Below are 24,178 nucleotides of genomic sequence, written 5' to 3' on the forward strand. Positions count from 1 at the left end.
CTATCCCATCTGAATGCACCAATCCTTCAAGGTGAAATAGTCGCTAGCGCTTCGCCATAACGAATACTATCGCCGGCCTTAAGCGAAGAAAGCCAGTCCACCTTCGCACCATTGGCAAACATCAGCACCACGGTTGACCCAAGTTTGAAATAACCCATTTCTTCACCTTGCTCAAGGGTGAGCGGTCTGTCAGCATAGCTGAATTCCTGCACTCGATTCAGGCGCGCTAAATCACCTTCCCAAGCCGTGCCAATTGCCCCGACAATGACAGCCCCGACTAACACCATGGCCATCAATCCCACCTGCGTCTCAAAAAAGACCACCAGCCGTTCATTGCGCGCAAAAAGACGCGGCACCGTTCTGGCGGTGGCGGGTTGCACAGAAAACAATTTGCCCGGAACATAAATCATGTGCTGCAAAGTCGCTTTTATCGGCATATGAATACGGTGATAATCCTTGGGCGACAGGTAAAGGGTGGCAAAACGGCCGTTAATAAAGGGTTCATACCGTGACGGATCACAGGCCAGGAAATCATCCACGGTATAGTAGCGTCCCTTGGCCTGCAGCAACTGGCCCTTGTCAATACGGCCCAACTCACTGATCACACCATCAACGGGCGACACAACGTCAGCGTCTGCCAGAGGGCGGCAATCAGGTTTTAAATGACGAATAAAAAAGTCATTGAAACAGGCATAATTCTCAGGGTTTTCCTCGTACGCCTCACTCATGTTCACGCTGTATTTAGCAATAAAGCGTTTGATTAGACGATTTTTGACCGCTGGTACTTTCACTTCCGCCAGCTTGCCTGCCATGGAGGTTAATGTGTGTTTGGGCGCAATGAATTGCGGCAGGGTTTTTAGAAAATCACGGGACATGGGCATTCATTAAAAAAGCAGGATAAGGAAATATACCCTGAAAATACGCTGTTTGTCATGAATTATAGCGTATTGGGAACGCTGGTTTAGAAATCATTTTACAATTGGATAATTATATGGCTAATTAATAATTGGTTCTACAAATGAATGGAATGGAGCTCAACTAGGATGGTTATTGCTCTATAGGACGTCAGGGAGGATTTATGCGGGAAGGGCATCATCAAGTCACCTATCGCGCCATGCCGCCACAAGCCCGGTTTGGTTTTTTTACTCGTCCGCTGCATGACGAATCCTGCTATACCCAGGAGGAACTGCAATTGCGCGAGACCATTCTCGCTGCCCGCAGCCACAGCGGCCTCGACCCCGACTTGTTGCGCACTGACATGGCCTGGTTTTCCCCTGATAATCAAGTGGCATTGGTGAATGTCAATGAAGGCTCCTGGATTTTTGGCAACGAATACCGCCCAAGACAGGGCTTAAGCCGTGATGATTTTCACATTGGCCTGATTAACCGCCGGCTTCATTGGCCCGCCTTAAACACCATGACCCGCTTCATTGGCGACTACCTGTTAATACGTAATGATCAATTGGACGACCGGCATCTGAATCAGCCGCTTAATTATGTGTTCCTTGATGCTGTACAAATTCTTAACCGCATGGCGGTTATTCATGATGGGCGATTTGTTAACAAACAGCTGCAATTGCTCAATAAATACCTGCGCGTGGTTGAAACACACGTTTCACCGACTCAGGGAAGCGACCGCCTGTTCCTAGCCGACTGCCGATACACGCTGGAACATCGCATTGCCAAAGACATTGAAAATAAACAGCAGTCGCAACAGTTAAAACTGCAGTTTGAACAGGTTAAGCACCAATTAAACCGCGTGGCCGAATTACGCCATACGGTGCTCCATTTTGCCCTGACCGATGGGGCGGTTAATCCACATCCTTATTGGGAGCATTTTTCAGAAGCGCCAAGAGGGATTGAGGGCAAGCAGGAATTTCCCACCCTCTCCGCTAAACACTGCGCCGAAAAGACGAGCGATGCCTTAGCCCAACCCGGAAACCCGCAATTAAGCCAATTAAAGCTGACGCCGCATACCCTGGGCAACTGCCCGTCGCTGGGATTAATCGATAAAATCTCGACAGCCACCAAGGCCGCTTACGGTCAGAGCATCAGCGACTTACAGGAAGTCTTGCGTTTTCAACATATTCTGGATTCCCTGCTGCAATTATTTGACCAGGCCGGCGAAGTGTTTACACTCATCCAGTTTCGAAGGCAAATGAACAATCTGCTGCTTGGCATTGAACAGTTTGTTCAGCAATCGGAACAACACATTGTCAGTGTGGTGGAGGCGAATTCGCGGCTTTATCATCAATTGATTCAGGATAAGCAGGATTTAAGCTGGTGGAAACGAATGACATCCGGAAAGACGGAAAAAATCGATCGTTTCATTCACAATCAGGATAACCTCGCGCGCTTTCCCACCTCGATCTCGGATTTAAGCGCAGCCAGCAAGGAATTACTCGATGGGGTGCATGAAGTGCTCAATCATCTGAAGCAGCAAGGCACAGAAACCCAGCAAATTGCCATGGTCAGTTCCACGCGCGAGCTAGTCCAGCATTTGATGGATTCCATGCACGCCTGGGTCGGTCACCAACAGGAGATGAATGGGTTGCCCATCCCCGATAAGCCCGCGCTGATCCCCAGCACACAACAGGAACACCCCCCTATCGATTTGAGCACCCGGCCATTACAGCCGCCCGAATCCTTTGCCAAACAGGCGTCGCTGCCGCAAGCGTCGTTTACCCAGCGCGTCGAAGCGCCGCTTTTTTTCCAGACACAGTCCCAGCGGGTGCCGGGCCCCTCCTGTCTAAGCAACCAACCCTGCACCGCCCCTCTGCTCGCAGGCAATGGCACCATTACCCAAGGCAATCCTTCAAACACGGCTGCCATTTCGGCCTCTATCTTATTGGGCACGCTGGTTTTATTGCCTTTAGTCTTTATCGGACTGAAATTACTGTACGATGCCTGGCAGAGACCAGCACCAAGTCGACGTGCGCCCAATGACAAAGAGAACTTTAACCAATTGACCACGCAGGCCGCGGATTTATTATCCGCCGCCCCGCACCTGCTTCCGGAAGAGGAAACCAGTTGCATGCAGGAGGAATTTGACTACCTTAAGGATAAAGCCGAGGTATCACAGGATTATGATAATGAATCCATGAACGACTTAGTGCACGAGATAAAAGAGACGCTGTCTCCTTTACAGCCCGGGCGAGTCAGCCTTAATGGCTGAACTCACGCAAAGCGGGATTCGTTTTGCTGAAACTTCTTGATTTCGCATTATCATATACCGCACTAAAAAAATGGGCTCGCAAGTCATCCGTCGTCACTTGACAAGCGAGAGGGTACTTGTCTTCGTTCTTCTGCATTTGCTCCACCACCTTATTGAACACATCGCGACTGAGTGCACTATCGCTCCCTTTGCCACAAAAAATTTTGGCTAGAATCATCTCATTGCTGTTGCTTGAATCTTTGAGGTAACCTTCCACTTCAGGGCCACGCGTTCTGGTACTGAATATATTTAACGAGTAAGGGGTATATCCTTTTATCACATCCCGAATTATTTTTTTAAATATTCCACTCTCCATGGTTTGGGCCCATTGAAACAGGCTTTCTGTAAACAACTGACGGGCTTTGGCGGAATAAATATGGGTGAAGCGTGGAGACGCCTGAACAAATTTCTGAGCCTCAACAGCGTATGTTCGGATTTCGAATTCCTTCTTTTGCACCGCGCGTAAAACAGATGACAAATTGACATCGCTTTGCCCAATGCGGTGAGTCAGCATCTTGGGCACGAGGTATTTGATGAGCAGAGTATTCAGTGAATTACTCTCTGTCCCACCCGTAGCCAGAATATGCCCCAGAATGTTTTCCCCTTTTTCCTCTTTGCTGTTTTTGAGAAAGCTTAAAATTTCATCCGTCCGGTTTTTATTGGATAACACATTCAAGGCAGAAGGTTTGTAATGGTGTTCTATCACCTCCCCAATATAACCATCCAGCGTGAGGCGACCAATGTCATTCGCCCAGTCAAACAAGGCTTGCAAGGTTACTGAAATCACCGCTTTTTCGGTATGATTCCGCATAACGAATGGCTGTGTCTCGGATTTTTCCTGACGACCAATCGGTGTATCCTTGCCTTTAAGATGTCGGACAAAACCAAAACTGTTATTAAACTCCCACATTTGTGTAATGATGTTGAGCCAGGCATCGGCGCTGGGCGTCTGGCCAAATAATTTTAAAAGCCGATTTTCATAACTGTGGCAGCAATTGGTTATGTCGATGCAGAACTGCATATTGGCTTCGTCATCTAATTGCCCGGCCTGAAGGTCAAAATACCGGTCAGTGCATTTTCCTAAATCCTGCCTTAACCGCTTTAATTCCATGTACCCTTGCGCCAGCGGATTTTCTTCATCGCAATCCAGCTTGGGCATCTCGATGTCCGACTTAAACAGCTGAATGGAACGTGTAATCTCTTCCATGGGCTTGGGCGGGGCCTTACTGGTTTCCGACGTTTTGCTCGCCAATGAAGTCTTACGGGTTAATTCCTCCCATAAGCTCTCCAGCAATTTGTCAATGTTAGACAGAATGGCCTGAAAATGCAGGGTATGAGCATCACGCCAGATTTGATGATAGCGGGCATGCATTCTTTCCAAATCATACCTTGCCGCAGTCGGTAAACAATAATAGTTCGGTGTACCTGCTGGCTCCGAGGCTGATTCGATTTTCTTATTATAAGCCTCCGAGTACTCCGCTATGGATGCATTTTCCTGCTCCGCCCACGTTTTGGTTTTTTTAAAGGCAGACGGCCTCGCCTGGAGGAAATCACGAAAACTCATGACCGGAACACCGGAGTCGTTTTTTTCTTTTCCAACATAAAAAACAGTGTTACGGTAAAACTCATCATACTCCCTCTGCATCACCTCAAGGATATGGTCAACGAAAGGTTGGCGGTCGGTTTCTGCATTAAAAAGCCTGGGGTAGGTCTTTGATAACAGTTGATCTTTACCGTCCGGCAGTGACAGATAGTTTAGCGGTTCCGTGCCGAAATACTCATTGAAACGCTCTTTCAGGATAGAGGGTTCGTAGGTTAATAACTCCTGCAAAATCGCACTGAAAAACTGCTCCTGAAAACTGACGGGAGTACTGTCTGAATTCAGTTTGATGGAGGGATTGGCCGCCAGCTCGCGAAAGGCCTGATAACACATGTGCCGTTTGCCCAGATTTAAATTGCCTGGCATGGTATTGGTAGGCCAGTGAGTACGGGTATCGATAATGGGGAAATTATCAAGATCCGTGCTTTTTAAGCCCATCGACGTTTCCGGGTGCTCTTTGATAATGCCATCGACATTACGAGCGCCTTTCATTATCCAGGTGATGCCCCACAGCATCATGTCGTAGTCGAGGATGTTGTCCAGATCGGTGTTTCCAGGATGACGATCATCGCATTTATGCCGCCAGGCTGCGACAAGCCACTTGGCAACATTATGTGACAACAAGGTGTTGTAACTGGGATAAACTTCTTCCCTTTCGCTGGCATTGGTAGGCAGGGTAGCACCGGAAGGGGCCATAGGCTTGTATTTTTTTAGAGCAATTGAGAAGGTTCCACAAATCTCACCCTTTTCATCGTAGACCAGCCGCTCTTCCGCGGCATTATCGCCCAAGGAATTGCGCAACGCAACGCTGACCGCTACTGAGTAAAGAGCCAGCACTCGTGGATAAGAGCCGCTTAGGGGTTTAAAAAATCCAGTTTTCTCACCATCAACAGCATCTACAAAAGTTGCTTTTTCTATTACATGACCAGAGGAGGGTACCGTCTTGTCGTTGGTAAATTTTAACTGGCCATACCGTAACGCCTTCTTTGGCAAAGTCATGGCTCATTCCTTAAGTTTCCGTCGGTGCAGAATAATCATATTAAGCAGAAAATCAGGCGTAATTCAATAGTATTTTCTATAACAAATGTGCATGGACATGAAATTGTTTGCATTTTCCATGGACATAAAACCTGATGTTACGATTATTGATTATATATTAATCAACTTAAATTGTTTTTACATCAACTGCCGCAGAATGGGGCGAGGGCTTATAAAGAAATAAAAATGCAATAGTGGCAAACACGCATTCCAATAGTGGTGGAACCCAAAACCAATGCCATTGAACAGCCTGCTCGGCAAACGGCAAACTCACCGCACCAATGCTGGCTGCCAATGCCCAGACAGTGGATACACCACGGCAACGGTACTGGGCCGGTAACTGTAAATAAAGGAAATAAAACATGGATGAACAAATCAAGCCATTGGTCAACACATAACCTGCCAAGGCGGCGAACACACCTGGGGCATAGGCAATGGTAGTACAATAAAACAACACAGGCGCAGTCAACAGGGCAGTCACGGCACCGAGGCGCAATAGCAGATACACACGTTCCGGACTCACCGCCCGCGCCAGGGGCAGAGCCAGCAAAGCTGAACTCAATTGCGCCAATGAACCAATCCAGGCGCATTGGCTGCTGCTCCAGAGGCCCCTGTCGATGGCATAGGAAACCCAGAAGGCATTGCAGAGATACACGGTGACACTGACAAAGGCCCCAAGCATGGCAATGTTCATCAGTCCTTGTGCATGGTTACGCCAGATCTCGGCAATCGGCGCGTGATTGGTTTTAAATTCGGGCGATTCAGTCAAGCGCTTGCGAAGCCGGCAAACCCACAACGATAAAAGGCCGACACTGGCAAAGAGTATTCGCCACATCCAGGGAACAGAGCTGTATTGCAAAAGAGCGGCCATTGCCCCGCCAAGAAACATGCCAGCCGCACCGCTTGCGGCAACAAGACTTCCCGCCCGCAACGGTTGTCTTGCATGATGTTCAATCAGAAACATGGCGGAAGTATTGATTTCGCCACCCAACGCCAGCCCCTGCGCCACGCGCAGGAATAAAAGTCCAAAGGCGGCAGCAATGCCAATGGTGTTGTAGTCAGGTAATAAACAAATGCCGACCGTCGCGATGCCCATCAGGCCGGCTGACCAGACCATGGGCTTTCGTCGCCCGATGGCATCCGCCTGCTGGCCAAATAACCATCCGCCAAGGGGACGCGCCAGAAAAGCAGCGGCAAAGAGGGCAAATGACAGAAGCAGACTATACGATGAGGGCGGAAAGAATTCTTTGGCAAACACTGATTTGGCCAAATACAAATAAAGACTGAAATCCAGCCACTCCAAAAAAATCAATGCAAGGACAATCGCTAATGCACTTCGTTTCATGCCGCTGGCGCTCCAATGGTCCGTGCAAGCTCAATATCCAGCGTGTTGATCCCTTCGCTGGTGGCCGGCCGCTCAAAAAAGAGGAAATCGCCGCTTTTTCGGTAATGGTAAGCATTGGCAAGAGTCAGCGTAAAAATCAAAGTCAGCATGTTGGTAATGATCAGCAGCGTTTTTCTTAACAGTGGATTCCTGTCTTCATTGGCTATGGCCATCAGGGGAGTCTCTACCTGTTTAAGTTGCTTTAAAAACGTGTCTTTATCCGGGCGCACCTCCTGAGCCATTGCCCCAAACACCATCTGATAAAGTTGGGTCCGGTATTGACGTTCCGGCTCAAGGTAACGGGCCAGTTTATGCGGGGCATGCCGTACCAATCTCGCACGGATCTCCTGAAATCGGGTTTCAATCTGTGCGACCACAGTAAAAAACTGCCTGCCTTTTTCGTTCTCTTCAAGCAGGAGATCGACTAAAGTTCTATCGAGCCCCAACTGTCGAAAGCGATTGACTAACAGCACGCGCATAGCCAGGTAATCACCGTACTGCCAGGTATCGTCCTGGGCGAGTGCTCCCCCCATCCCGGGTTTAAAAAATCCGCCCGTCTGACGTTGGCTAATAGCCTCATAAACAAACTGCGCAGCATCAGACTGCAATAAGGGCGGAAAATGTTTAACCTTGTCCATGACTTTGCGAAAATCATAGCCCTGCTCATTATTTTGCATGGCCAATTCATAATGCGCCGCATGCGTTGAGCCGCGGCGTGTCAAACGATTAACCAAAGCCACGCGTGAAGCCTGATTCTCTTCCTGTAACAGCGACCGTACCGGCAGGTTTTGATTATGAGCGGCTAAAACGGCCGCCGCCAATTCAGGTTTGGTCATTAAAGTCGGGACAATATTCGCTAACGGGCTGTCCTGGTTTTCTAAATGAGTGATTTTAAGTGCTGCCGCCGCCTGCTGTATGAGCTCATCCCCGGGCTTGTCATCCACCATGGCAAAATAAGACGCAAATTCGCTGAACAGCCGAGATGCCAGTATCGGTGCGATGTCCGCTTGCTTTGAGCCGATGTCGAGTTGACGTAGAGCAATCGCCATCGCCTGCAGCCTGGGTCTCTCTTTGAGTAAATCAAGCCAGCTCCAATCGATACCGAGGGAAGACGCCAGGGAGGCGACTTGCTGATAGTCACTGATAATGTGGCTAAGCTGATGAATCGTGTCAGGCTTATCCACCGGGGCTGGGAACTGGTTTTTTAACAGCCTGGGCAAAACGTCAGTCAGGTAATCTTTTACCTCGCTTTTATAGAGCGAATTTTTACACTGGCTGTAAAGCAAACTCAACAAATGACACAATGGCGAATCAAGCACCGCGAGATCGAAAGGCAGCTTTAATGTCATTAAGAGATTAAGCGCCCTCGCTTTTACTGGATTGCTGCTAATGTCCTGCATTTGTGACAGCATGAATTTTTCTTCATGCATTAAAACGATAAGATTAGCAAGATAAGGTTCGGCAACAAGGCGCTGCCTTAATTTGTCCATTTCCTCAATTTTGACCAATCCCTGCGCAACAAAAATCAATAATGCGCGTTGCTGCAGCAAAGGATAAGTACTCATCGCGACGAGAACAACATGGAAAAGGGGTATATTCAGTAAAGGCTTGATCGCCGCTTTAAGATTCAAGGAATCTAAATGATTGATGGCCAGGACCACCGCGTCATTGGGTACCGTAAACGCCAGTATTTCTGGCGGAAACCCCAGTTCCAGCAAAACCTGGCAAGCCTTGATTTGGTTATCATTTTCACAAATGGTCAGAATATGGAGGTCTTGCCCGTCGATGTAACGTTTTCCCAGGCCTTTCAGGAAATCAGGCTGAAGAGGTTTGTTACGTAACGTCTGAGCTGTTGCGAATTTGGGCAAGACATTAGCAAAATAGGCCTGCATTTCCTTAATGCGTTCTACTTGTCGGCCAAAGGGCTGTTGCTTAGCCAGATAACCTGTCAATTCCACAGGATTAAACACCTGTGAAAGGAATTTGGAAGGAGTAAGGCTGTCGATAAGCAGCGTCAGTTGCTCTGGAGTTAACTCCGGATCAATAAGCAGCAGCTGAAAAACAACCGCCTGGATGTAATGATCGTCTTGCTTTAAAAAAACATCATGAAAAAAGGTCACTGCCTTCCACACCACGGGCACTGATTTGCTTTTCTGGGTGATCAATAGGCGAGCCATTTCCATTTTATAAGGGGAATGGCTTAAAAAGCGGAAAAAATCAACCTGCCTTTGGGTAGTGAAATGTTCTATCAACTGATTATCAAATTCATTTAACAGGCTTTTCACAAAATCAAGCAGCGAATCACTGTCAGCCACCGACTCGTATTGTTTCAAAAGGCCCAGTCTATCCAGCCTTAAGACGACATAGGTTTTTTCACGATCATCTAACGTCATGGTCTTTTTATCCAGTAAGACCTTTTTTAAGGGTGACTGGGGCTTTAAACAATCAATCACCTGCCTCGGGGTTAAGTGACTGCCCACGCTATTGAGTTTTTGCAACAGCGAATCATTGAGAATAATGTCCGGATTTTTTTCCAACAGCTGCAGCAACGTGTCATTGTCTTCGAACCGGGAGGGTTCAAAAGTCACATACTGGCCACAATGCATGAATGTGTCGGCATGGACATTAAATTTGTTGTTGATACCGGAAACCAGGCTGCGGGCCATTGCCTCGATGCGCGGTGAATTAATGTGATCTACGATGGTTCTGGAAATAGGGAACAAGGTATGAGAAGACAGCGCGGTTACTCTTTTCTCAGGCTCCACGAGGTAGGGTTCGGGGTTAAAGCTGGTGACAACATAGACTTCACGCTGCTCGACAGGCAGGTGGGTGTTTTTAGTGATGGCAATCAGCCAAAGGCTGGGGTCATCGGCACGGTAACAAAAACTGAATCCTGAAGGAACACCGGCTTTATCGACATAGGCAAACGAAACGGCTTTTTTTTGTCTATAATAGGTTTCAGTTAGCTCACTGGACTCATCCGCCTTCCTGAATGCACTTTCCGGAAAAAGCATCTGGATGTTGCCCGCACTCATATCCCCCTGCCAATAGTAAAGGTGATTCTGGATGGTTTCATCCTGCCAGTGCTTCAGGTGTGCATTTAATTCGTTGCGCGTGCCGATAAAAAGCGTGCGGTGGATGTCCCCGATAATGCTGTGTCTGGTTTTTTCCGGTTTTTCAAGCAGCGAAGGTCGTTTGAGGTCAAAAATTAAACCCCTTGCCTTGCCATGTATAAAATAAACCATTGAAAATCCTCCCTTCAGGCTGGACTGCCATTATACTTCATACTTGGTCATTTAGAAAAAAATAGATTCCTATTGGTGCAAATTTAACCCTTCAGCCCCAGTGCATCCGGTTTAGGAAGAACCGGGCAAACGACACCCACTTCAGCAAAGGCTTCCTTGACGGCTGCCGTATCCCATTGGCGATCATGCGCGGCTTGAATAACACCGCAGGCAGCAAAATCGTAATAGGCAATGGGGGACCAATAAAACCGATTGGCATCAATCATCACCTGAAAGGCCTTCTGCACAGTCCAACCCGGTTTATTGGCAAGCCGGTAAAAGGCTTTATTGTAAACGCCGCTGCTTAAATGCACATCCAGATCATCGGTATACTCCCTGGCATGCTCGATGGACATGCCGTCTTTGCCCGGCTCATCCATGTAACGTAAAGGCGCGCCGCCAAGCACAGCCTCACGGCCTATTGTCCAATCAAGGCCATCCCAATACCAGGGGTAGCTCTGTCGTATATAATCCTGCAGGGCGATAGCGGCCATATCAGAAAACGCTTCGTTAATGGCCCCCGATTGCCCCTCATACACCAAAGCCGAATGAAGCTCGGTAAAATTATGTGATAACTCATGGGCAATGACCGTTTGGGCCGGGGCGGTGAGAAACTGATGACCATTGCCAATGATGATTTGTTGATGGGCCATCAATTGGCCATCCAAAGAAACAGTGGGTATGGCAAAGGCATTGTCCATTTCGGACAAGTGCGTGTAAACCCGCAGGGGCAAATCCGTACCCAGGGGATTTCGTTGCTGATAATTCCTTTCATACATTGCCAGAGTCTGTGTGGCAAAGTACATGGCATCGTTCACAGGGGAAAAGGAGTAATTCACCGGCCCCGTGTTGGCATCATTGTAATTAAGGTAATACGAGGACGAGTCGCAGACGTAGGAAAATGCAGTTAATTCATAGGTGTTTTCGTCTTCCGTACTGATGGGAAAGGCTTCGTAACCGAGTGGTAAATTGGCCATGTTAATGACGCGCAGGGAATCACTCTCGACATAACACCGTCCGTCTTTTACCCTGACTTCAAATTTCCCCAGCGAAGGCAAGCCAGGCAGGGCGTCACCGTGCTGAAAAGACCCGGGACGATAAGGTAAGGGAAATGCATTTCCACCAAGCCCCTGCCCCCATTGTTCGCGATGAACGGCATCCCATGCCTTGAATACCTGCCCCGTATCGGCATCCACCAGCATCTGGGGTGCATGCAACGTATGGTCCGGGGTATGGATATAATAAGTCATATGGTAAGCAAGATGGGCCTGTTGCTGGTTATCAAGGTAAACCACCTTTTGATGATGAAACCACTTCACGGATCCTTTGGCTTTGGCCAGCACTCGCTTTCTAAGCTGCTGCACTGACAATAACCCCTTTGTCGTTTTAATTGTTCGCTCGAGCCCGCGGATATTCATCCCGGTAACCCAGACCGGCTGGTTATCCTGCTGATGAAAGATCAACTGATAACCCCAAACGGGAAGGCCCTTAAAAAGAATCTGATACCGGGCATGATGCGGCGCAGTCGTTAGCAACCGCAACCCATAGGGGCTACCCGCCATGCTTTTGAGCGGGGTCAGGAGGGAGGGCTGATGAAGCGGAATACCCGGATATTGCTGCAGGAGACTGTCACTTTTGCCCCACATCAGTTTTACCGAGGCAGCACAAGCCATACCTGACAGACAACCCAGAGTGACGATACAAAGCATTCTTATTCTCATACATCATCCTGATTGATACGCAACATGGGAAAACGCCCTTTTCTCAGCGCTCAATTTACCAGTATTTTCCGTGAAAGGCTAAGGTAAGTCTTAGGCATGCTTTCTGGTTGATAGTTGAGTATACTCTTAAAACTTTCCCCTTAAACCCTGACCATGCTCCATACCTTACTGGCCATTCTTTTACTCGAAGGATTTGTCACTATTTCCGTCGAAATCTTAACGATACGGCAATTACTGCCCTTCTTTGGCGGCAGCGTGGTCATTACCAGCATCATTATTGGGGTATTTCTGTTATTTCTGGCCTTGGGGTATTGGCGCGGCGGCATGCACCCCAACGATTTTTATAAAAAGTTAAACCGCAATTTCATGGTCAGCCTCATTTGGATAGGCATTGGGCTGAATTACAGCTTCATTGGCAGCTTTTTCGATTGGACCATTAACAGGCTGTCCCTGCCTTTTCTGGCCAGCCTGACCCTGTACCTGCTGTTCATTCTGGCGCCTGTTGTTTTCTGGCTGGGACAAACCATCCCGTTAACCACGAATTTATTCAGTCAGGAGCAGCGAGTCAGCCGCATCAGCGGCAAAGCCCTGTTTTTAAGTACACTGGGATCTTTTTCAGGCGCACTCGTTACGTCACTGCTGCTTTTTCAGTTTACCGGCGTAGCCTGGACCGTCGTCGTCAATTGCGCCCTGCTTTTTTTGCTGATTATTTTGCTAAAGCCACAAAGCGGCCTCGCCTGGCCTCCGCTGATTTTTCTGGGGTTGGCGTTGTATTTTATCAAATTATTAAATGTGAACTATGAACAGCAGTTTTTTAAATTAACTAACAATTACGGCAATTATGAAATCATTACCGCTCACAATGCGCGCCTGCTCCGAATTAACTTATCTGGCAGCTCAATGATAACTAATAAGAAGGAGGGATTTGCCTACATTGAATTTATCCGCCATTTCTTATTTAACCAGCTCCAGTTGCAACATAAAAAAATATTGGTGATCGGTGCTGGCGGTTTTTCGCTTACCGCAGCCGGTACCCATGCTAATGAGGTGATTTATGTGGACATTGATCCGCAAATTAAAGGCGTGGCTGAAAAGTACTTCCTTGAGGACCAAATCAATGGCCGTTTTATTGGTCAGGATGCGCGGCGTTACCTCAATGAAACACGGGAGCAATTTGATGTCATTGTGTCGGATGCCTACAGTCACCAACAAAATATCCCGGCCTCCCTGCTCACTGCCGATTATTTTGCACAATTGGCTTCGCACCTGAAGCCTTCAGGCCTTTTAGTGGTCAACCTCATTGCCAATCCCCTGTTTAAAAACTCGTTCAGCAAGCGCGTCCATAATACCATTTTGAGCATTTTCCCTTTTTGTAATATCGTTCCTCTCGATTGGAAAAAATTAAGTAATGTCATCTACATTTGCCCGCGACAGGGAAAAGATGAGGTGATCTACAGTGATAATCTAACCAGTTCCACGTTTGACTTTTATCATCAGCTGCAATCCAGCCAATAATGCCCCTGCTCCTGCAGGTTTTTAAAACCCGCCAGGACCTCCTGGCGGGTCCTTAATTCCCCAGACGCGAATCCTACAATTTCAAGTCTGATTGAGCTCGGTTGTTTTTTGCTGCCGAACATACAGGGTTTTTTTGACTGTAGCGACCACCTGCTTTTGTTCATCCACAATGGCCACTTCAAATGTTGGGTAAACCTTTTCATCGCGTAGAGCGGCTTCACGGATTTCCGTGACTTGCTGCTCGCTTAAAGTAAACTCAGCATAAACCCTGCCTTTACCCGGCCGGACGTAATTAATTTCGCCCTGCTTATCCCAGGCCACATAGCCTTTTCCCAGACGTTTAATCAGCATCAATACAAAGAAAGGATCCGTCATGGAAAACAGGCTTCCGCCATACTGGACACGCATGTAATTTTTGTTATACCAGCGAAAAGCCAACGAAACACGCGCATAGGAGAAATCATCGCGAAGTTCTTCAACTTTAATGCCGGCGCCCCAAAAAGGGGGCCAGGCATTTAAAATCCACCGCAATTGGTTCGCTGACAATTTCATGCGTTCGCCGGCTTAAGGACCGTGACCTGCAGAGCCGTCACGTTCTGCAGACCGCGGGGTAAGCGATTGCCGCGTCGGCCGCGCTCACCCGCGTAATGATTCAAATCCTCGTTCTTTAGGGTGAAATGGCGCTTGCCGGCATGGACTGTCAGCGCATCTTCAGCATGCAACACCTGAATGTCCATGACGAATTCTTCGCGCGCCATTACTTTGGAAGTGGGAATACTGATCATCTTGTTCCCCTTACCTCGACTGAGTTCAGGCAGTTCTGACGCGTTGAAAATCAGTAAACGCCCAACATTGGTCACGCAGGCCAAGAGCTGGTTTTCTTTGTCAGTCAACAGACGTGGCGTCAACAGGCTGCTGCCTTCAGGCAGTTTGACACAGGCTTTGCCGTTACGGTTTTTAACATACAGCTCGCCAAGGCGGGTAATGAAACCATAGCCGGCATCCGACGCCAGGACAAGCCAATCATCGGCCTCGCCGCTGGCCATGGCCTCAAACATCATGCCATCGGCAGGATTCAACTTACTGGTCAAAGGCTCTCCCTGACCACGTGCTGAAGGCAGCACATGCCCCGGAAGATTATAAACCTTGCCTTCACTGTCAAAGAAGAGAATCTGCTGATTACTGCGGGCATTGACCTGTGCTTTGAACTCATCCCCCGCTTTATAACTTAACTCACGCCCTTCGACATCATGCCCTTTGGCCGCGCGAATCCAGCCTTTCTGCGACAACACCACGGTAATGGGTTCATTGGGCAACAAATCTTCTTCCTTTAAGGCCTGGGCATCATGACGTTCCATTAAAGGGGAACGACGCTCATCGCCAAAGGCATCGCGATCAGCAATGATTTCTTTTTTAACCAGGGTCTTAAGACGTGCTTCGCTGCCTAATGTTTTTTCAAGCATGTCGCGTTCGTTGCTTAACTCATCATGCTCAGCCCGCAATCGAATTTCTTCCAGTTTGGCCAAATGCCGCAATTTCATTTCAAGAATCGCCTCGGCCTGCCTCTCGCTCAAATTAAAGCGCTGAATCAAAGCCGGCTTCGGTTCTTCGCTCTCACGGATGATGGCAATGACCTCATCGATATTAAGAAAAGCAATGATTAATCCTTCAAGCACATGCAACCGCTCAAGTACTTTATCCAGGCGGTATTGAAGGCGCCGTTTCACCGTCATTAAGCGATAAACCAGCCATTCATTGAGCAAAACCGGTAAACTTTTTACCCGGGGCTTGCCATCCAGACCAATCATATTGAAATTGACGCGGTAGCTTCGCTCCAGATCCGTGGTTGCAAACAGATGAGACATTAATCCCTCCACATCAATGCGATTGGAACGAGGAATAATGACGATGCGGGTAGGGTGCTCGTGATCAGATTCATCGCGCAGGTCTTCGACCATGGGTAATTTTTTTTGTTGCATCTGGGCTGCAATCTGTTCTATTACTTTTGCACCGGATACCTGGTACGGCAGGGCAGTAATGACAATGTTTTGCTTTTCTACTGCAAATACCGCGCGCATTTTGATAGAGCCGGTACCGGTTTCATACACCGCTCTTATCTGACTTTTGGGCGTAATAATTTCGGCGCTGGTTGGAAAATCAGGTCCCTGAATGTAATGGCAAAGATCATCAAGGCTGGCCCTGGGGTTGTCAAGCAGATGAATGCAGGCATCCGCCACTTCCCTTAAATTATGCGGCAAGATGTCAGACGACATACCTACTGCGATGCCTGTTGCGCCATTCAGCAGCACATTGGGTAAACGAGCCGGCAGCAGGGAGGGCTCTTTTAATGTGCCGTCGAAATTGTCTACCCAATCCACGGTTCCCTGCTGTAACTCAGATAGCAGTAATTCCGCATAAGGCGACAAGCGTGCCTCCGTGTATCGCATGGCAGCAAAGGATTTGGGATCGTCTGCAGAACCCCAGTTGCCCTGGCCGTCGACAAACGGGTAACGGTAGGAGAAAGGTTGGGCCATCAATACCATGGCCTCGTAACAGGCTGAATCCCCATGGGGGTGGAATTTACCCAGAACATCCCCCACTGTTCGCGCGGATTTTTTATGCTTTGCCGTGGCTTTAAGGCCCAATTCCGACATGGCGTATACAATTCGGCGCTGAACCGGCTTTAATCCATCGGCAAGATGGGGCAAGGCTCTGTCCAGAATGACGTACATGGAGTAATCAAGGTACGCTTTTTCTGTAAATTCCGTAATTGGTTTACGCTCTATGGCATCATTCATAACAATATTCATCGGCTGGTTCTTTTCAATGTTGATCGTAGTGTACTCTACAACAATTTGGCAAAGCTATTTTATCAAACTCTGGTGTCCGCTAGAAACAAAAAAGGCCGAGGATGTGAATAACTTTCCATCAGCCTAGCCTTATTTTGAATAACAATCAATTATCTCATTGATTATTAATTGTTTTTTATGGCGACCCCGACCCATTGACTTTGTACATCCTGTGGATAACCCTGTGAATTTATCCGCAAGTGCTTGTTATTCCTCAACTCTTTTCCTGCTTTGTGCTTCTGGTAGAAGGTACAGGCTCAAATAGGTTAATAACTGAAACCCGCCTTGAATCATATGATTTTCTTCCAAATCAAATTTCATTACCAATTGATCAGCAAGGAAAAAGGCCAGCCAATAACTCAAGGAAATAATAAATGCCCAATCAGCGCGCCGCATCCAGTCTGATGTCGGCTGAAACAAGGCTAAAGCCGTCCAACCGAAAGCCAGAGTGGACAGGAAAGACCAAAGGATAATGCCTGCAAAAGACCATTGCGGTACCCAGGCGGGTACCGCATACATTTTGAGCGACTCCACCAGAAAAGGGTAGTTTGTATCGGGCGCCCAACTTTTGATTAACCAGCCATTGTGGGCAAGCACGCCGACCACATCTGTCCAAAGAGCAATGAGCCACCAGACAAACCAGAAAAGAATCAGTATTTTTTTAAACCCGGTTATTGGATTGAGATGTTTCATTGTTTCACCTGGAGTATTATGCAATGGATTAGATGCAACCGTCATTGGTCGGATGTTCTTCGTTTAGCCTCCTGCCACAACTCACCGAGTAATTCGATGGGTTGGCCCTTTAAATCAGTATACCCTTTTTCGCCTGCCAGGGCTTTAAGCGCCTTCATGCGGGTTGCAAATTTATCGGCTGTCTTTGCCAGTGTTTCCTGAACATTCAAGTTCAGAAAACAACAGAGGGAAAGGGCTGTGTGCAATAAATCACCGACCTCTTCCTGCACGCGCGCGGCCGGTTGCCGATTATCCAGTGCCTCTTTAATTTCCTCACATTCACTTAAAGCCTGCTCAATAATCATGTCGGCATCGGGCCAGAGAAAACCAAAATCACGCACCTCTTTTTCGAGCGTCAGTAAGCGCTGCAACGCTGTTTCTGTCATTCAATCACCTCCAATGCACGTTTAAACCGGGTGGTTTGGCCGGTAGCAGCGAGTTCGTGTCATCGTCATTGTTCTTTTCAAAAAAGCCAATAATGGATGGACGTTTCTTTAATGCAGGCTCAGGCCAGGAATTAACCACTGCATAGCTTAGTTGTGCCTTTTCCAATGGGGTTCCCGGCAACGCCAGCGAGCCATAACGATAGGCATTCAGACGGAGCAGTCCACCCTGAGGGAGGGTATACCAGGGATCAATCAGGTTAATCAAGCCGCCTTTTGAATTTTTTCCGAGAAAATTGTCCAGGCTTTTCCCCCAGGGAGGCGAAGCGAGATCATGACCATGAATCAGGGTTAATTTAACCTTGGTCCCAGCTTGCAATGACGAGGTATCCCGATTCCAGCACAGCCGAAATAGAGGACATTCTATCGGCATGCTGTGAGGGAGGCCATTGCGGTAAAAAATCTCAAGGTAACACCGCTCGAAGTCAATGGCTTTTCGCAAGTCCAGGCTGGCAAAGACAGCATTCACAGCATCAATCACCTTAGCCAGCTCACCTGCACCCAAATGATAAAAGCAGGTTTTTGCATTGTCAGTTTCTTTTGGAAGGGGCAGTGTGGCCAGTAAGGCATCCGTCATTCGCAGTTTATATTCATCATAAAAGGCATACAAGGTTTCCAAACCCACCGGCGCATGGGTGTACAGGATAAGTTCATTGTCATCTCCTTTGCCGCAGGCAAAGAGGGTCAGGGTGGAGCGGTACAAACTGAACAAATGAATAAACCGCTCTTCAGGAAACAGATCATGATAGAGAAAAAATAAGGCGCCAAACGTGGATCGCATTTGATGATTAGGCAATCGGTCATATCCCACCGTCAGAGCAATATGGGGTGAGTATTCACCATTTAAAACCAAGCTGATGAAAGCCATGTCATGATTAGACATCATGGTTTCAACCCGAATTTTGGCGATGAGAAGCCACTCATAGATCAATAAAGTATACAGATCATTATTGCCGCGATCAGCGACCACATCACCTAAAAAGCGCAGAAGGCCTACCAGGCCCGGCTTCGCCTGGTGGAGGATATGGATAAAATCGTCCATGGCCTTCGCATAGGGCGCATAATCGTCCGTCTCCGGATCTAACTCCTGTTCATAAATCTCCACTATTCTCTGGTAATCTTCTGCTCCTCCTGCAAGCGTCATAATGCCTGTTTTTATCAAAAAATAAATCATTTTCAGGGCATTCCCGTGACCGTCGCCAAGGGTTACCTCATCCTCTTTATTAAAAGGAGAAATTTCGTCGGGGTATTTCCTGAGATCAACATCCATGTGAATCACTTTAAGAGCCATTCCTTTTCCTCTTGTTTTTATATTGTGTGTTACACTTCTTTAATTTAAAGAAACACCGCTCTCTGACTATGACATCGATTCGGGCTTTTTGGGGTATACAACTGCCACAAGCAGCGAATAACAAGTTAGCTGGTTTTATCCGTTCTCTGCAAACCCATCTGGCAGATACAAACATCCGATGGTCTGTGCCAGAAAATTTACATATTACTTTACAATTTTTAAAGTCCATTGATAAGGAGGATATCCCTTCTCTGATTTTTAAGGTAGGACAACACGTACAGGGCATTTCCGCTTTTCCTATCCAGTTAGGAAAAATCGAATTATTTCCGTCCTCCCATAAACCGCATGTCATTTCGCTTGAAGTACGCGTCAATCAGTCCCTGATTTCTCTTGCCAATCGTATAGGAGAAGGCATTGTCCATGCGGGGTATGCGATTGAACAAAGACCTTACCGTGCTCACCTGACCTTAGGCCGCTTGCGCCAGAAAGAAAAAGTGCTTTTGCCGCAGGATTTGATGTGGGCCGATCGCGGCGACATTCCTGTGGAAGAAATCTGTTTGTGGGAAAGCAGGCCTTCGCATCAGGGGTCCTGTTATCTCCTTCTGCACAAAGAGAGATTAGCCTCGGTTTGATTCATTGATTTATGTCCTGTGAGCGAAGTCAGGTTAGCGAAAATAACCGCTGTCCCAGCGCACCGGCCTGGCTATCAGAATAAATCGATGGATACCCGATAAAAAAAATCCCGCCAAGGCGGGATTTGCTGTTTTGTCCGATTATTTTAAATTCCTGCGAATTTTTTGTATCGCTCGAATTTGAGCAACTGCTCTGGCCAATTCAGCAGCGGCACGGGAGTAGTCCAGATCCGTGTTTTTGTTGGCAATCTCTTCTTCGGCTTTAGCCTTTGCAGCCAAGGCCGCGGCTTCATCAAGGTTATCAGCGCGCTCTACTGTATCAGCCAACACGGTAACGCAATGAGGTTGTACCTCCAGCATGCCGCCTGATACGTAATAGATCTCCTGGCTGCCGCCAGGAAGCGTTATCCTGATTTCACCGGGCTTAAGTACGGTCAGCAGCGGCGCGTGCCCGGGAGTAATCCCCACCTCGCCAAGCTCACCTGTTGCCACAACCAACTCAACAACGCCTGAATAAATTTCCCTTTCAGCACTGACAATGTCCAGATGCGTGGTAATCGCCATATTATCCTGCCTCATAAGGTCTTCGCTTTGGCAACGGCTTCTTCAATGCTACCCACCATGTAGAAGGCTTGCTCAGGCAGGTCATCGTATTCACCAGCCAGAATGCCCTGGAAACCTTTAATGGTATCTTTCAGTGACACGTATTTACCAGGTGAGCCAGTGAACACTTCAGCAACGAAGAAAGGCTGAGAAAGGAAACGCTGAATCTTACGGGCACGAGTCACAACGCGCTTGTCTTCTTCAGACAATTCATCCATACCGAGAATGGCAATGATGTCTTTCAGTTCTTTATAACGCTGCAGTGTTTGCTGTACACGTCGGGCAGTATCATAATGCTCCTGACCTACAATCAATGGATCCAATTGACGGGAGGTGGAATCTAATGGATCAACCGCGGGGTAAATACCCAATTCAGCAATCTGACGTGACAAAACCACGGTGGCATCCAGGTGAGCAAAAGTGGTTGCAGGTGAGGGGTCTGTCAAGTCATCGGCAGGAACATAAACCGCCTGAATGGAGGTAATGGATCCTGTCTTGGTTGATGTAATACGTTCTTGCAGCATACCCATTTCTTCAGCCAGTGTCGGTTGATAACCTACAGCGGAAGGCATACGGCCTAGTAACGCGGACACTTCCACACCAGCCAGCGTATAACGGTAAATGTTATCGATGAAGAGCAGTACATCACGACCCTCGTCACGGAATTTTTCCGCCATCGTCAGGCCGGTCAAAGCCACACGCAGACGGTTTCCTGGCGGCTCATTCATCTGACCATAAACCAGGGATACTTTATCGAGTACATTGGAGTCTTTCATTTCATGATAGAAGTCATTACCCTCACGTGTACGCTCACCCACACCGGCAAATACCGAGTAACCACTGTGCTCAATTGCAATGTTACGGATGAGTTCCATCATGTTAACGGTTTTACCCACACCAGCACCACCGAACAGACCAACCTTACCCCCTTTGGCAAACGGGCAAAGCAAGTCGATAACTTTAATACCGGTTTCCAGTAATTCCTGGCTGCCGGCCTGTTCTTCGTAGCTTGGGGCTTTACGGTGAATTGACCAATATTCTTCTGCTTCAATAGGACCTGCCTCATCCACTGGGCGTCCCAATACATCCATAATACGACCTAAGGTTTTCTTGCCGACAGGAACCTGAATGGGTTTACCGGTGTTTTTAGCTTTTACACCGCGTTTTAGACCTTCTGAAGATCCCATCGCAATCGTACGGACAACACCATCACCAAGCTGCTGCTGTACTTCAAAAGTTAAATCGCCATCAACCAGATGCAAGGCGTCGTTTACTTTGGGAACCTCATCACGGGGAAATTCCACGTCAACAACCGCACCAATTACTTCAACTACTGTTCCTAAACTCATGATATACCCTCGTTATAAAGCGTCAGCGCCACCGACAATTTCAGCCAATTCCTGAGTAATGGCAGCCTGTCGGGCTTTGTTATAAATCAAGCGAAGCTGTTTGATCAATTCACCGGCATTATCCGTTGCACTTTTCATTGCAATCATTTTGGCAGCTTGTTCGCAGGCGATGTTTTCAACAACCGCCTGATAAGCCTGTAATTCGATGTAGCGTTCTAATAAGCCATCGAGCAATTCCTTGGCATCCGGTTCGTAGATGTAATCCCAATGATGTCCCAGGCGCTGAGTATCTTCTTCGGACACTGGAAGAGGCAGCAACTGTTTCAGCATGGGCTTTTGAGTCATGGTGTTTACAAATTCATTGTAAATGATGTGCAGGGCATCAATTTCACCACGGTAGAATGCATCAAGCATGACCTTGACCACACCAATTAAGTCACTCACGCTGGGTTTATCACCCAATTGATCCACGGAAGCAATGACTTTGCCGCCAAATCGCTTGAAGAAAGCCTGACCCTTGCGGCCTACAACACTGATATCGATGTCCTTGCCTTCCTGCTGCCATTGCCGCATATGACGTACCGTTTCTCGCAGCAAATTTGCATTTAAACCACCGCATAAGCCACGATCGGTTGTCACCACAATAACGCCTACACGTTTAATTTCACGACCAGTCATAAAGGGATGACGGTACTCCGAGTTTGCTCGGGCAATATGCTTGACTACGTCATAAATTTTTGAGGCATAGGGTTTTGATGCGCGCATTCTATCCTGCGTTTTACGCATTTTACTCGCGGCAACCATTTCCATAGCCTTGGTGATTTTTTTCGTATTGTTAATACTTGCAATTTTAGTACGGACTTCTTTTGCACCAGCCATATCTGCTTCGCCTTAATTACCAGAATGATTCAACTCATCCTGCTTAATCATTGAGCCGCCAGCAACTCGGCTGGCGGCTATTCATTACCAACTTCCAGTGTTTTTAAATTCCTCAACTGCTGCTTTTAATTGCGTCTCAATTTCAGCATCATAAGCACCAGTTTCATTGATTTTATGCAGAAGACTTGCATGAGAGGATTGCATGTAGCCTTGCAGCGCCGCTTCAAACGCTCTCACTTCAGCCACTGGTACATCATCGAGATACCCTTTCTCGATAGTAAACAGAGACAGACCCATCTCCGCGACAGACATGGGAGAGTATTGCTTCTGCTTCATTAACTCGGTAATTCGTTGACCACGCTCCAATTGCTTACGTGTTGCGTCATCCAAATCCGAAGCGAATTGTGAGAATGCTTCCAGTTCGCGGAATTGCGCGAGTGCCAAACGGGTACCGCCACCGAGTTTTTTCATAATCTTGGTTTGAGCCGCACCACCAACCCGTGAAACGGAAAGACCGGAGTTAATAGCGGGACGAACACCGGAGTTAAACAGATCAACATCAAGGAAAATCTGACCGTCGGTAATTGAAATCACGTTAGTAGGAACGAAAGCGGACACGTCCCCGGCTTGCGTTTCAATAATGGGCAATGCAGTTAGGGATCCTGTTTTTCCTTTCACGCGACCATTGGTTAATTTCTCAACTTCATTGGCATTAATACGTGCCGCCCGCTCAAGCAAACGGGAATGGAGATAGAAAATATCACCGGGATAAGCTTCACGACCGGGTGGGCGTCGTAACAGCAGAGAAATTTGACGATAAGCCCAGGCCTGCTTGGTTAAGTCATCATAAACGATAAGGGCATCTTCACCGTTTTCCATAAAGTATTCACCCATGGCGCAACCGGTGTAAGGTGCAATAAACTGCAGGGCAGCCGAATCAGAAGCGCCGGCAACCACAACAATGGTATGCTCCAATGCACCGTGTTCTTCCAATTTACGGACGATGGCTGCAACAGAAGAAGCTTTTTGACCAATTGCGACATAAATACATTTAATGCCAGTACCCTTTTGATTGATGATGGCATCAATGGCAATGGCGGTTTTACCGGTTTGGCGGTCACCGATGATTAATTCACGCTGGCCACGACCAACAGGAATCATGGCGTCGATCGCTTTAAGACCGGTTTGTACGGGTTGATCCACGGACTGACGGGAAATAACGCCTGGGGCCACCTTTTCAATCGGTGACATTTTTTCTGCATCGATTGGGCCTTTGCCATCAATAGGATTACCTAACGCATCCACGACACGGCCAAGCAGGCCTCGACCGACAGGTACTTCAAGAATACGGCCAGTACATTTCCCTTTCTGACCTTCTGATAAACCGGCATAATCACCAAGAATTACGGCACCAACCGAGTCACGCTCAAGGTTAAGGGCCAGACCATAGCGTTCGCCGGGGAACTCAATCATTTCACCCTGCATCACATCGGCCAGTCCGTGCATGCGAACAATACCATCTTTCAGGTTGACAATGGTTCCTTCGTTTCTGGCTTCAGAAACAACGTTGAACTGGTCTATTTTCTTTCTGATTAAGTCGCTGATTTCAGCGGGGTTTAATGCAACATGTTCTGACATGAATAC

At 47.8% G+C, this 24,178-nt stretch carries 17 protein-coding genes; 3 read left to right on the top strand and 14 right to left on the bottom strand.

What is annotated here, in order from left to right; translation table 11 throughout:
* Positions 1-26 precede the first annotated feature (26 nt).
* The gene (gene asd / locus Lrub_RS13320) at positions 27-875 is read right to left on the bottom strand and encodes an archaetidylserine decarboxylase (RefSeq protein WP_058532594.1); all 849 of its coding nucleotides are present in this window, start codon (positions 873-875) and stop codon (positions 27-29) included.
* A gap of 203 nt (positions 876-1,078) precedes the next feature.
* On the opposite strand from asd, the gene Lrub_RS13325 reads away from it, so the two are divergent.
* The gene (locus tag Lrub_RS13325; protein ID WP_058532595.1) at positions 1,079-3,175 is read left to right on the top strand and encodes a hypothetical protein; all 2,097 of its coding nucleotides are present in this window, start codon (positions 1,079-1,081) and stop codon (positions 3,173-3,175) included.
* Here Lrub_RS13325 and Lrub_RS13330 read toward each other — a convergent pair.
* The 4 genes from Lrub_RS13330 to Lrub_RS13345 all read right to left on the bottom strand — a co-directional run bounded on the left by Lrub_RS13330 (position 3,165) and on the right by Lrub_RS13345 (position 12,241).
* Positions 3,165-5,813, bottom strand: a complete 2,649-nt coding sequence (locus Lrub_RS13330; RefSeq protein ID WP_058532596.1) for a hypothetical protein — start codon at positions 5,811-5,813, stop codon at positions 3,165-3,167. The genes Lrub_RS13325 and Lrub_RS13330 overlap by 11 nt on opposite strands.
* 166 nt (positions 5,814-5,979) lie before the next feature.
* Entirely contained in the window at positions 5,980-7,197 is a 1,218-nt protein-coding gene (locus Lrub_RS13335) for an MFS transporter (RefSeq protein WP_058532597.1), read from the bottom strand.
* Positions 7,194-10,481: a hypothetical protein gene (locus Lrub_RS13340; protein ID WP_058532598.1), complete on the bottom strand. Its 3,288-nt coding sequence runs from the start codon at positions 10,479-10,481 to the stop codon at positions 7,194-7,196. Before Lrub_RS13340 ends, Lrub_RS13335 begins: the two co-directional genes overlap by 4 nt.
* A gap of 83 nt (positions 10,482-10,564) precedes the next feature.
* The gene (locus tag Lrub_RS13345) at positions 10,565-12,241 is read right to left on the bottom strand and encodes a M4 family metallopeptidase (protein ID WP_058532599.1); all 1,677 of its coding nucleotides are present in this window, start codon (positions 12,239-12,241) and stop codon (positions 10,565-10,567) included.
* A 153-nt stretch (positions 12,242-12,394) separates the two neighbouring features.
* On the opposite strand from Lrub_RS13345, the gene Lrub_RS13350 reads away from it, so the two are divergent.
* A complete protein-coding gene (locus Lrub_RS13350) occupies positions 12,395-13,756 on the top strand; it encodes a fused MFS/spermidine synthase (RefSeq protein WP_058532600.1) in 1,362 nt (453 codons plus the stop codon).
* 81 nt (positions 13,757-13,837) lie between these two features.
* On the opposite strand, the gene Lrub_RS13355 is transcribed toward Lrub_RS13350, so the two are convergent.
* From Lrub_RS13355 to Lrub_RS13375, 5 genes are all read right to left on the bottom strand, one after another.
* Complete coding sequence (locus Lrub_RS13355; RefSeq protein ID WP_058532601.1) at positions 13,838-14,308, bottom strand: DUF4442 domain-containing protein; 471 nt, start codon at positions 14,306-14,308, stop codon at positions 13,838-13,840.
* Complete coding sequence (gene parC, locus Lrub_RS13360; RefSeq protein ID WP_133134108.1) at positions 14,305-16,554, bottom strand: DNA topoisomerase IV subunit A; 2,250 nt, start codon at positions 16,552-16,554, stop codon at positions 14,305-14,307. The genes Lrub_RS13355 and parC overlap by 4 nt, the downstream gene beginning before the upstream one ends.
* 258 nt (positions 16,555-16,812) lie before the next feature.
* Positions 16,813-17,298, bottom strand: a complete 486-nt coding sequence (locus Lrub_RS13365) for a hypothetical protein (protein WP_133134095.1) — start codon at positions 17,296-17,298, stop codon at positions 16,813-16,815.
* A gap of 41 nt (positions 17,299-17,339) precedes the next feature.
* Positions 17,340-17,723, bottom strand: a complete 384-nt coding sequence (locus Lrub_RS13370) for a MazG nucleotide pyrophosphohydrolase domain-containing protein (protein ID WP_065235773.1) — start codon at positions 17,721-17,723, stop codon at positions 17,340-17,342.
* Between the two features lie 4 nt (positions 17,724-17,727).
* Positions 17,728-19,071: a hypothetical protein gene (locus Lrub_RS13375; protein ID WP_058532604.1), complete on the bottom strand. Its 1,344-nt coding sequence runs from the start codon at positions 19,069-19,071 to the stop codon at positions 17,728-17,730.
* A 68-nt stretch (positions 19,072-19,139) separates the two neighbouring features.
* On the opposite strand from Lrub_RS13375, the gene thpR reads away from it, so the two are divergent.
* Positions 19,140-19,703 carry an RNA 2',3'-cyclic phosphodiesterase gene (thpR, locus tag Lrub_RS13380; RefSeq protein ID WP_058532605.1) on the top strand — a complete coding sequence of 188 codons (564 nt, stop codon included), beginning with the start codon at positions 19,140-19,142 and terminating at the stop codon, positions 19,701-19,703.
* Between the two features lie 141 nt (positions 19,704-19,844).
* Here thpR and Lrub_RS13385 read toward each other — a convergent pair whose 3' ends face one another.
* The 4 genes from Lrub_RS13385 to atpA form a co-directional block, all read right to left on the bottom strand.
* Positions 19,845-20,267: a F0F1 ATP synthase subunit epsilon gene (locus Lrub_RS13385; protein WP_058532808.1), complete on the bottom strand. Its 423-nt coding sequence runs from the start codon at positions 20,265-20,267 to the stop codon at positions 19,845-19,847.
* A gap of 11 nt (positions 20,268-20,278) precedes the next feature.
* Positions 20,279-21,655: a F0F1 ATP synthase subunit beta gene (gene atpD, locus Lrub_RS13390; RefSeq protein ID WP_058527858.1), complete on the bottom strand. Its 1,377-nt coding sequence runs from the start codon at positions 21,653-21,655 to the stop codon at positions 20,279-20,281.
* A gap of 12 nt (positions 21,656-21,667) precedes the next feature.
* Entirely contained in the window at positions 21,668-22,534 is an 867-nt protein-coding gene (gene atpG / locus Lrub_RS13395; RefSeq protein WP_058532606.1) for a F0F1 ATP synthase subunit gamma, read from the bottom strand.
* Positions 22,535-22,618: 84 nt separating this feature from the next.
* Positions 22,619-24,172, bottom strand: a complete 1,554-nt coding sequence (gene atpA / locus Lrub_RS13400; protein ID WP_058532607.1) for a F0F1 ATP synthase subunit alpha — start codon at positions 24,170-24,172, stop codon at positions 22,619-22,621.
* Between the last annotated feature and the right edge of the window lie 6 nt (positions 24,173-24,178).

The sequence above is a fragment of the Legionella rubrilucens genome, from assembly GCF_001468125.1.
Taxonomy (GTDB): Bacteria; Pseudomonadota; Gammaproteobacteria; order Legionellales; family Legionellaceae; genus Legionella_C; species Legionella_C rubrilucens.

Coding starts and splice junctions, on each gene's coding strand:
- atpG (WP_058532606.1), bottom strand. CDS start 22,534: ATGGCTGGTGCAAAAGAAGTCCGTACTAAAATTGCAAGTATTAACAAT.
- Lrub_RS13370 (WP_065235773.1), bottom strand. CDS start 17,723: ATGACAGAAACAGCGTTGCAGCGCTTACTGACGCTCGAAAAAGAGGTG.
- Lrub_RS13355 (WP_058532601.1), bottom strand. CDS start 14,308: ATGAAATTGTCAGCGAACCAATTGCGGTGGATTTTAAATGCCTGGCCC.
- atpD (WP_058527858.1), bottom strand. CDS start 21,655: ATGAGTTTAGGAACAGTAGTTGAAGTAATTGGTGCGGTTGTTGACGTG.
- Lrub_RS13335 (WP_058532597.1), bottom strand. CDS start 7,197: ATGAAACGAAGTGCATTAGCGATTGTCCTTGCATTGATTTTTTTGGAG.
- Lrub_RS13330 (WP_058532596.1), bottom strand. CDS start 5,813: ATGACTTTGCCAAAGAAGGCGTTACGGTATGGCCAGTTAAAATTTACC.
- Lrub_RS13350 (WP_058532600.1), top strand. CDS start 12,395: ATGCTCCATACCTTACTGGCCATTCTTTTACTCGAAGGATTTGTCACT.
- Lrub_RS13365 (WP_133134095.1), bottom strand. CDS start 17,298: ATGAAACATCTCAATCCAATAACCGGGTTTAAAAAAATACTGATTCTT.
- Lrub_RS13375 (WP_058532604.1), bottom strand. CDS start 19,071: ATGGCTCTTAAAGTGATTCACATGGATGTTGATCTCAGGAAATACCCC.
- Lrub_RS13325 (WP_058532595.1), top strand. CDS start 1,079: ATGCGGGAAGGGCATCATCAAGTCACCTATCGCGCCATGCCGCCACAA.
- atpA (WP_058532607.1), bottom strand. CDS start 24,172: ATGTCAGAACATGTTGCATTAAACCCCGCTGAAATCAGCGACTTAATC.
- Lrub_RS13345 (WP_058532599.1), bottom strand. CDS start 12,241: ATGAGAATAAGAATGCTTTGTATCGTCACTCTGGGTTGTCTGTCAGGT.
- thpR (WP_058532605.1), top strand. CDS start 19,140: ATGACATCGATTCGGGCTTTTTGGGGTATACAACTGCCACAAGCAGCG.
- Lrub_RS13385 (WP_058532808.1), bottom strand. CDS start 20,267: ATGGCGATTACCACGCATCTGGACATTGTCAGTGCTGAAAGGGAAATT.
- parC (WP_133134108.1), bottom strand. CDS start 16,554: ATGAATGATGCCATAGAGCGTAAACCAATTACGGAATTTACAGAAAAA.
- asd (WP_058532594.1), bottom strand. CDS start 875: ATGTCCCGTGATTTTCTAAAAACCCTGCCGCAATTCATTGCGCCCAAA.
- Lrub_RS13340 (WP_058532598.1), bottom strand. CDS start 10,481: ATGGTTTATTTTATACATGGCAAGGCAAGGGGTTTAATTTTTGACCTC.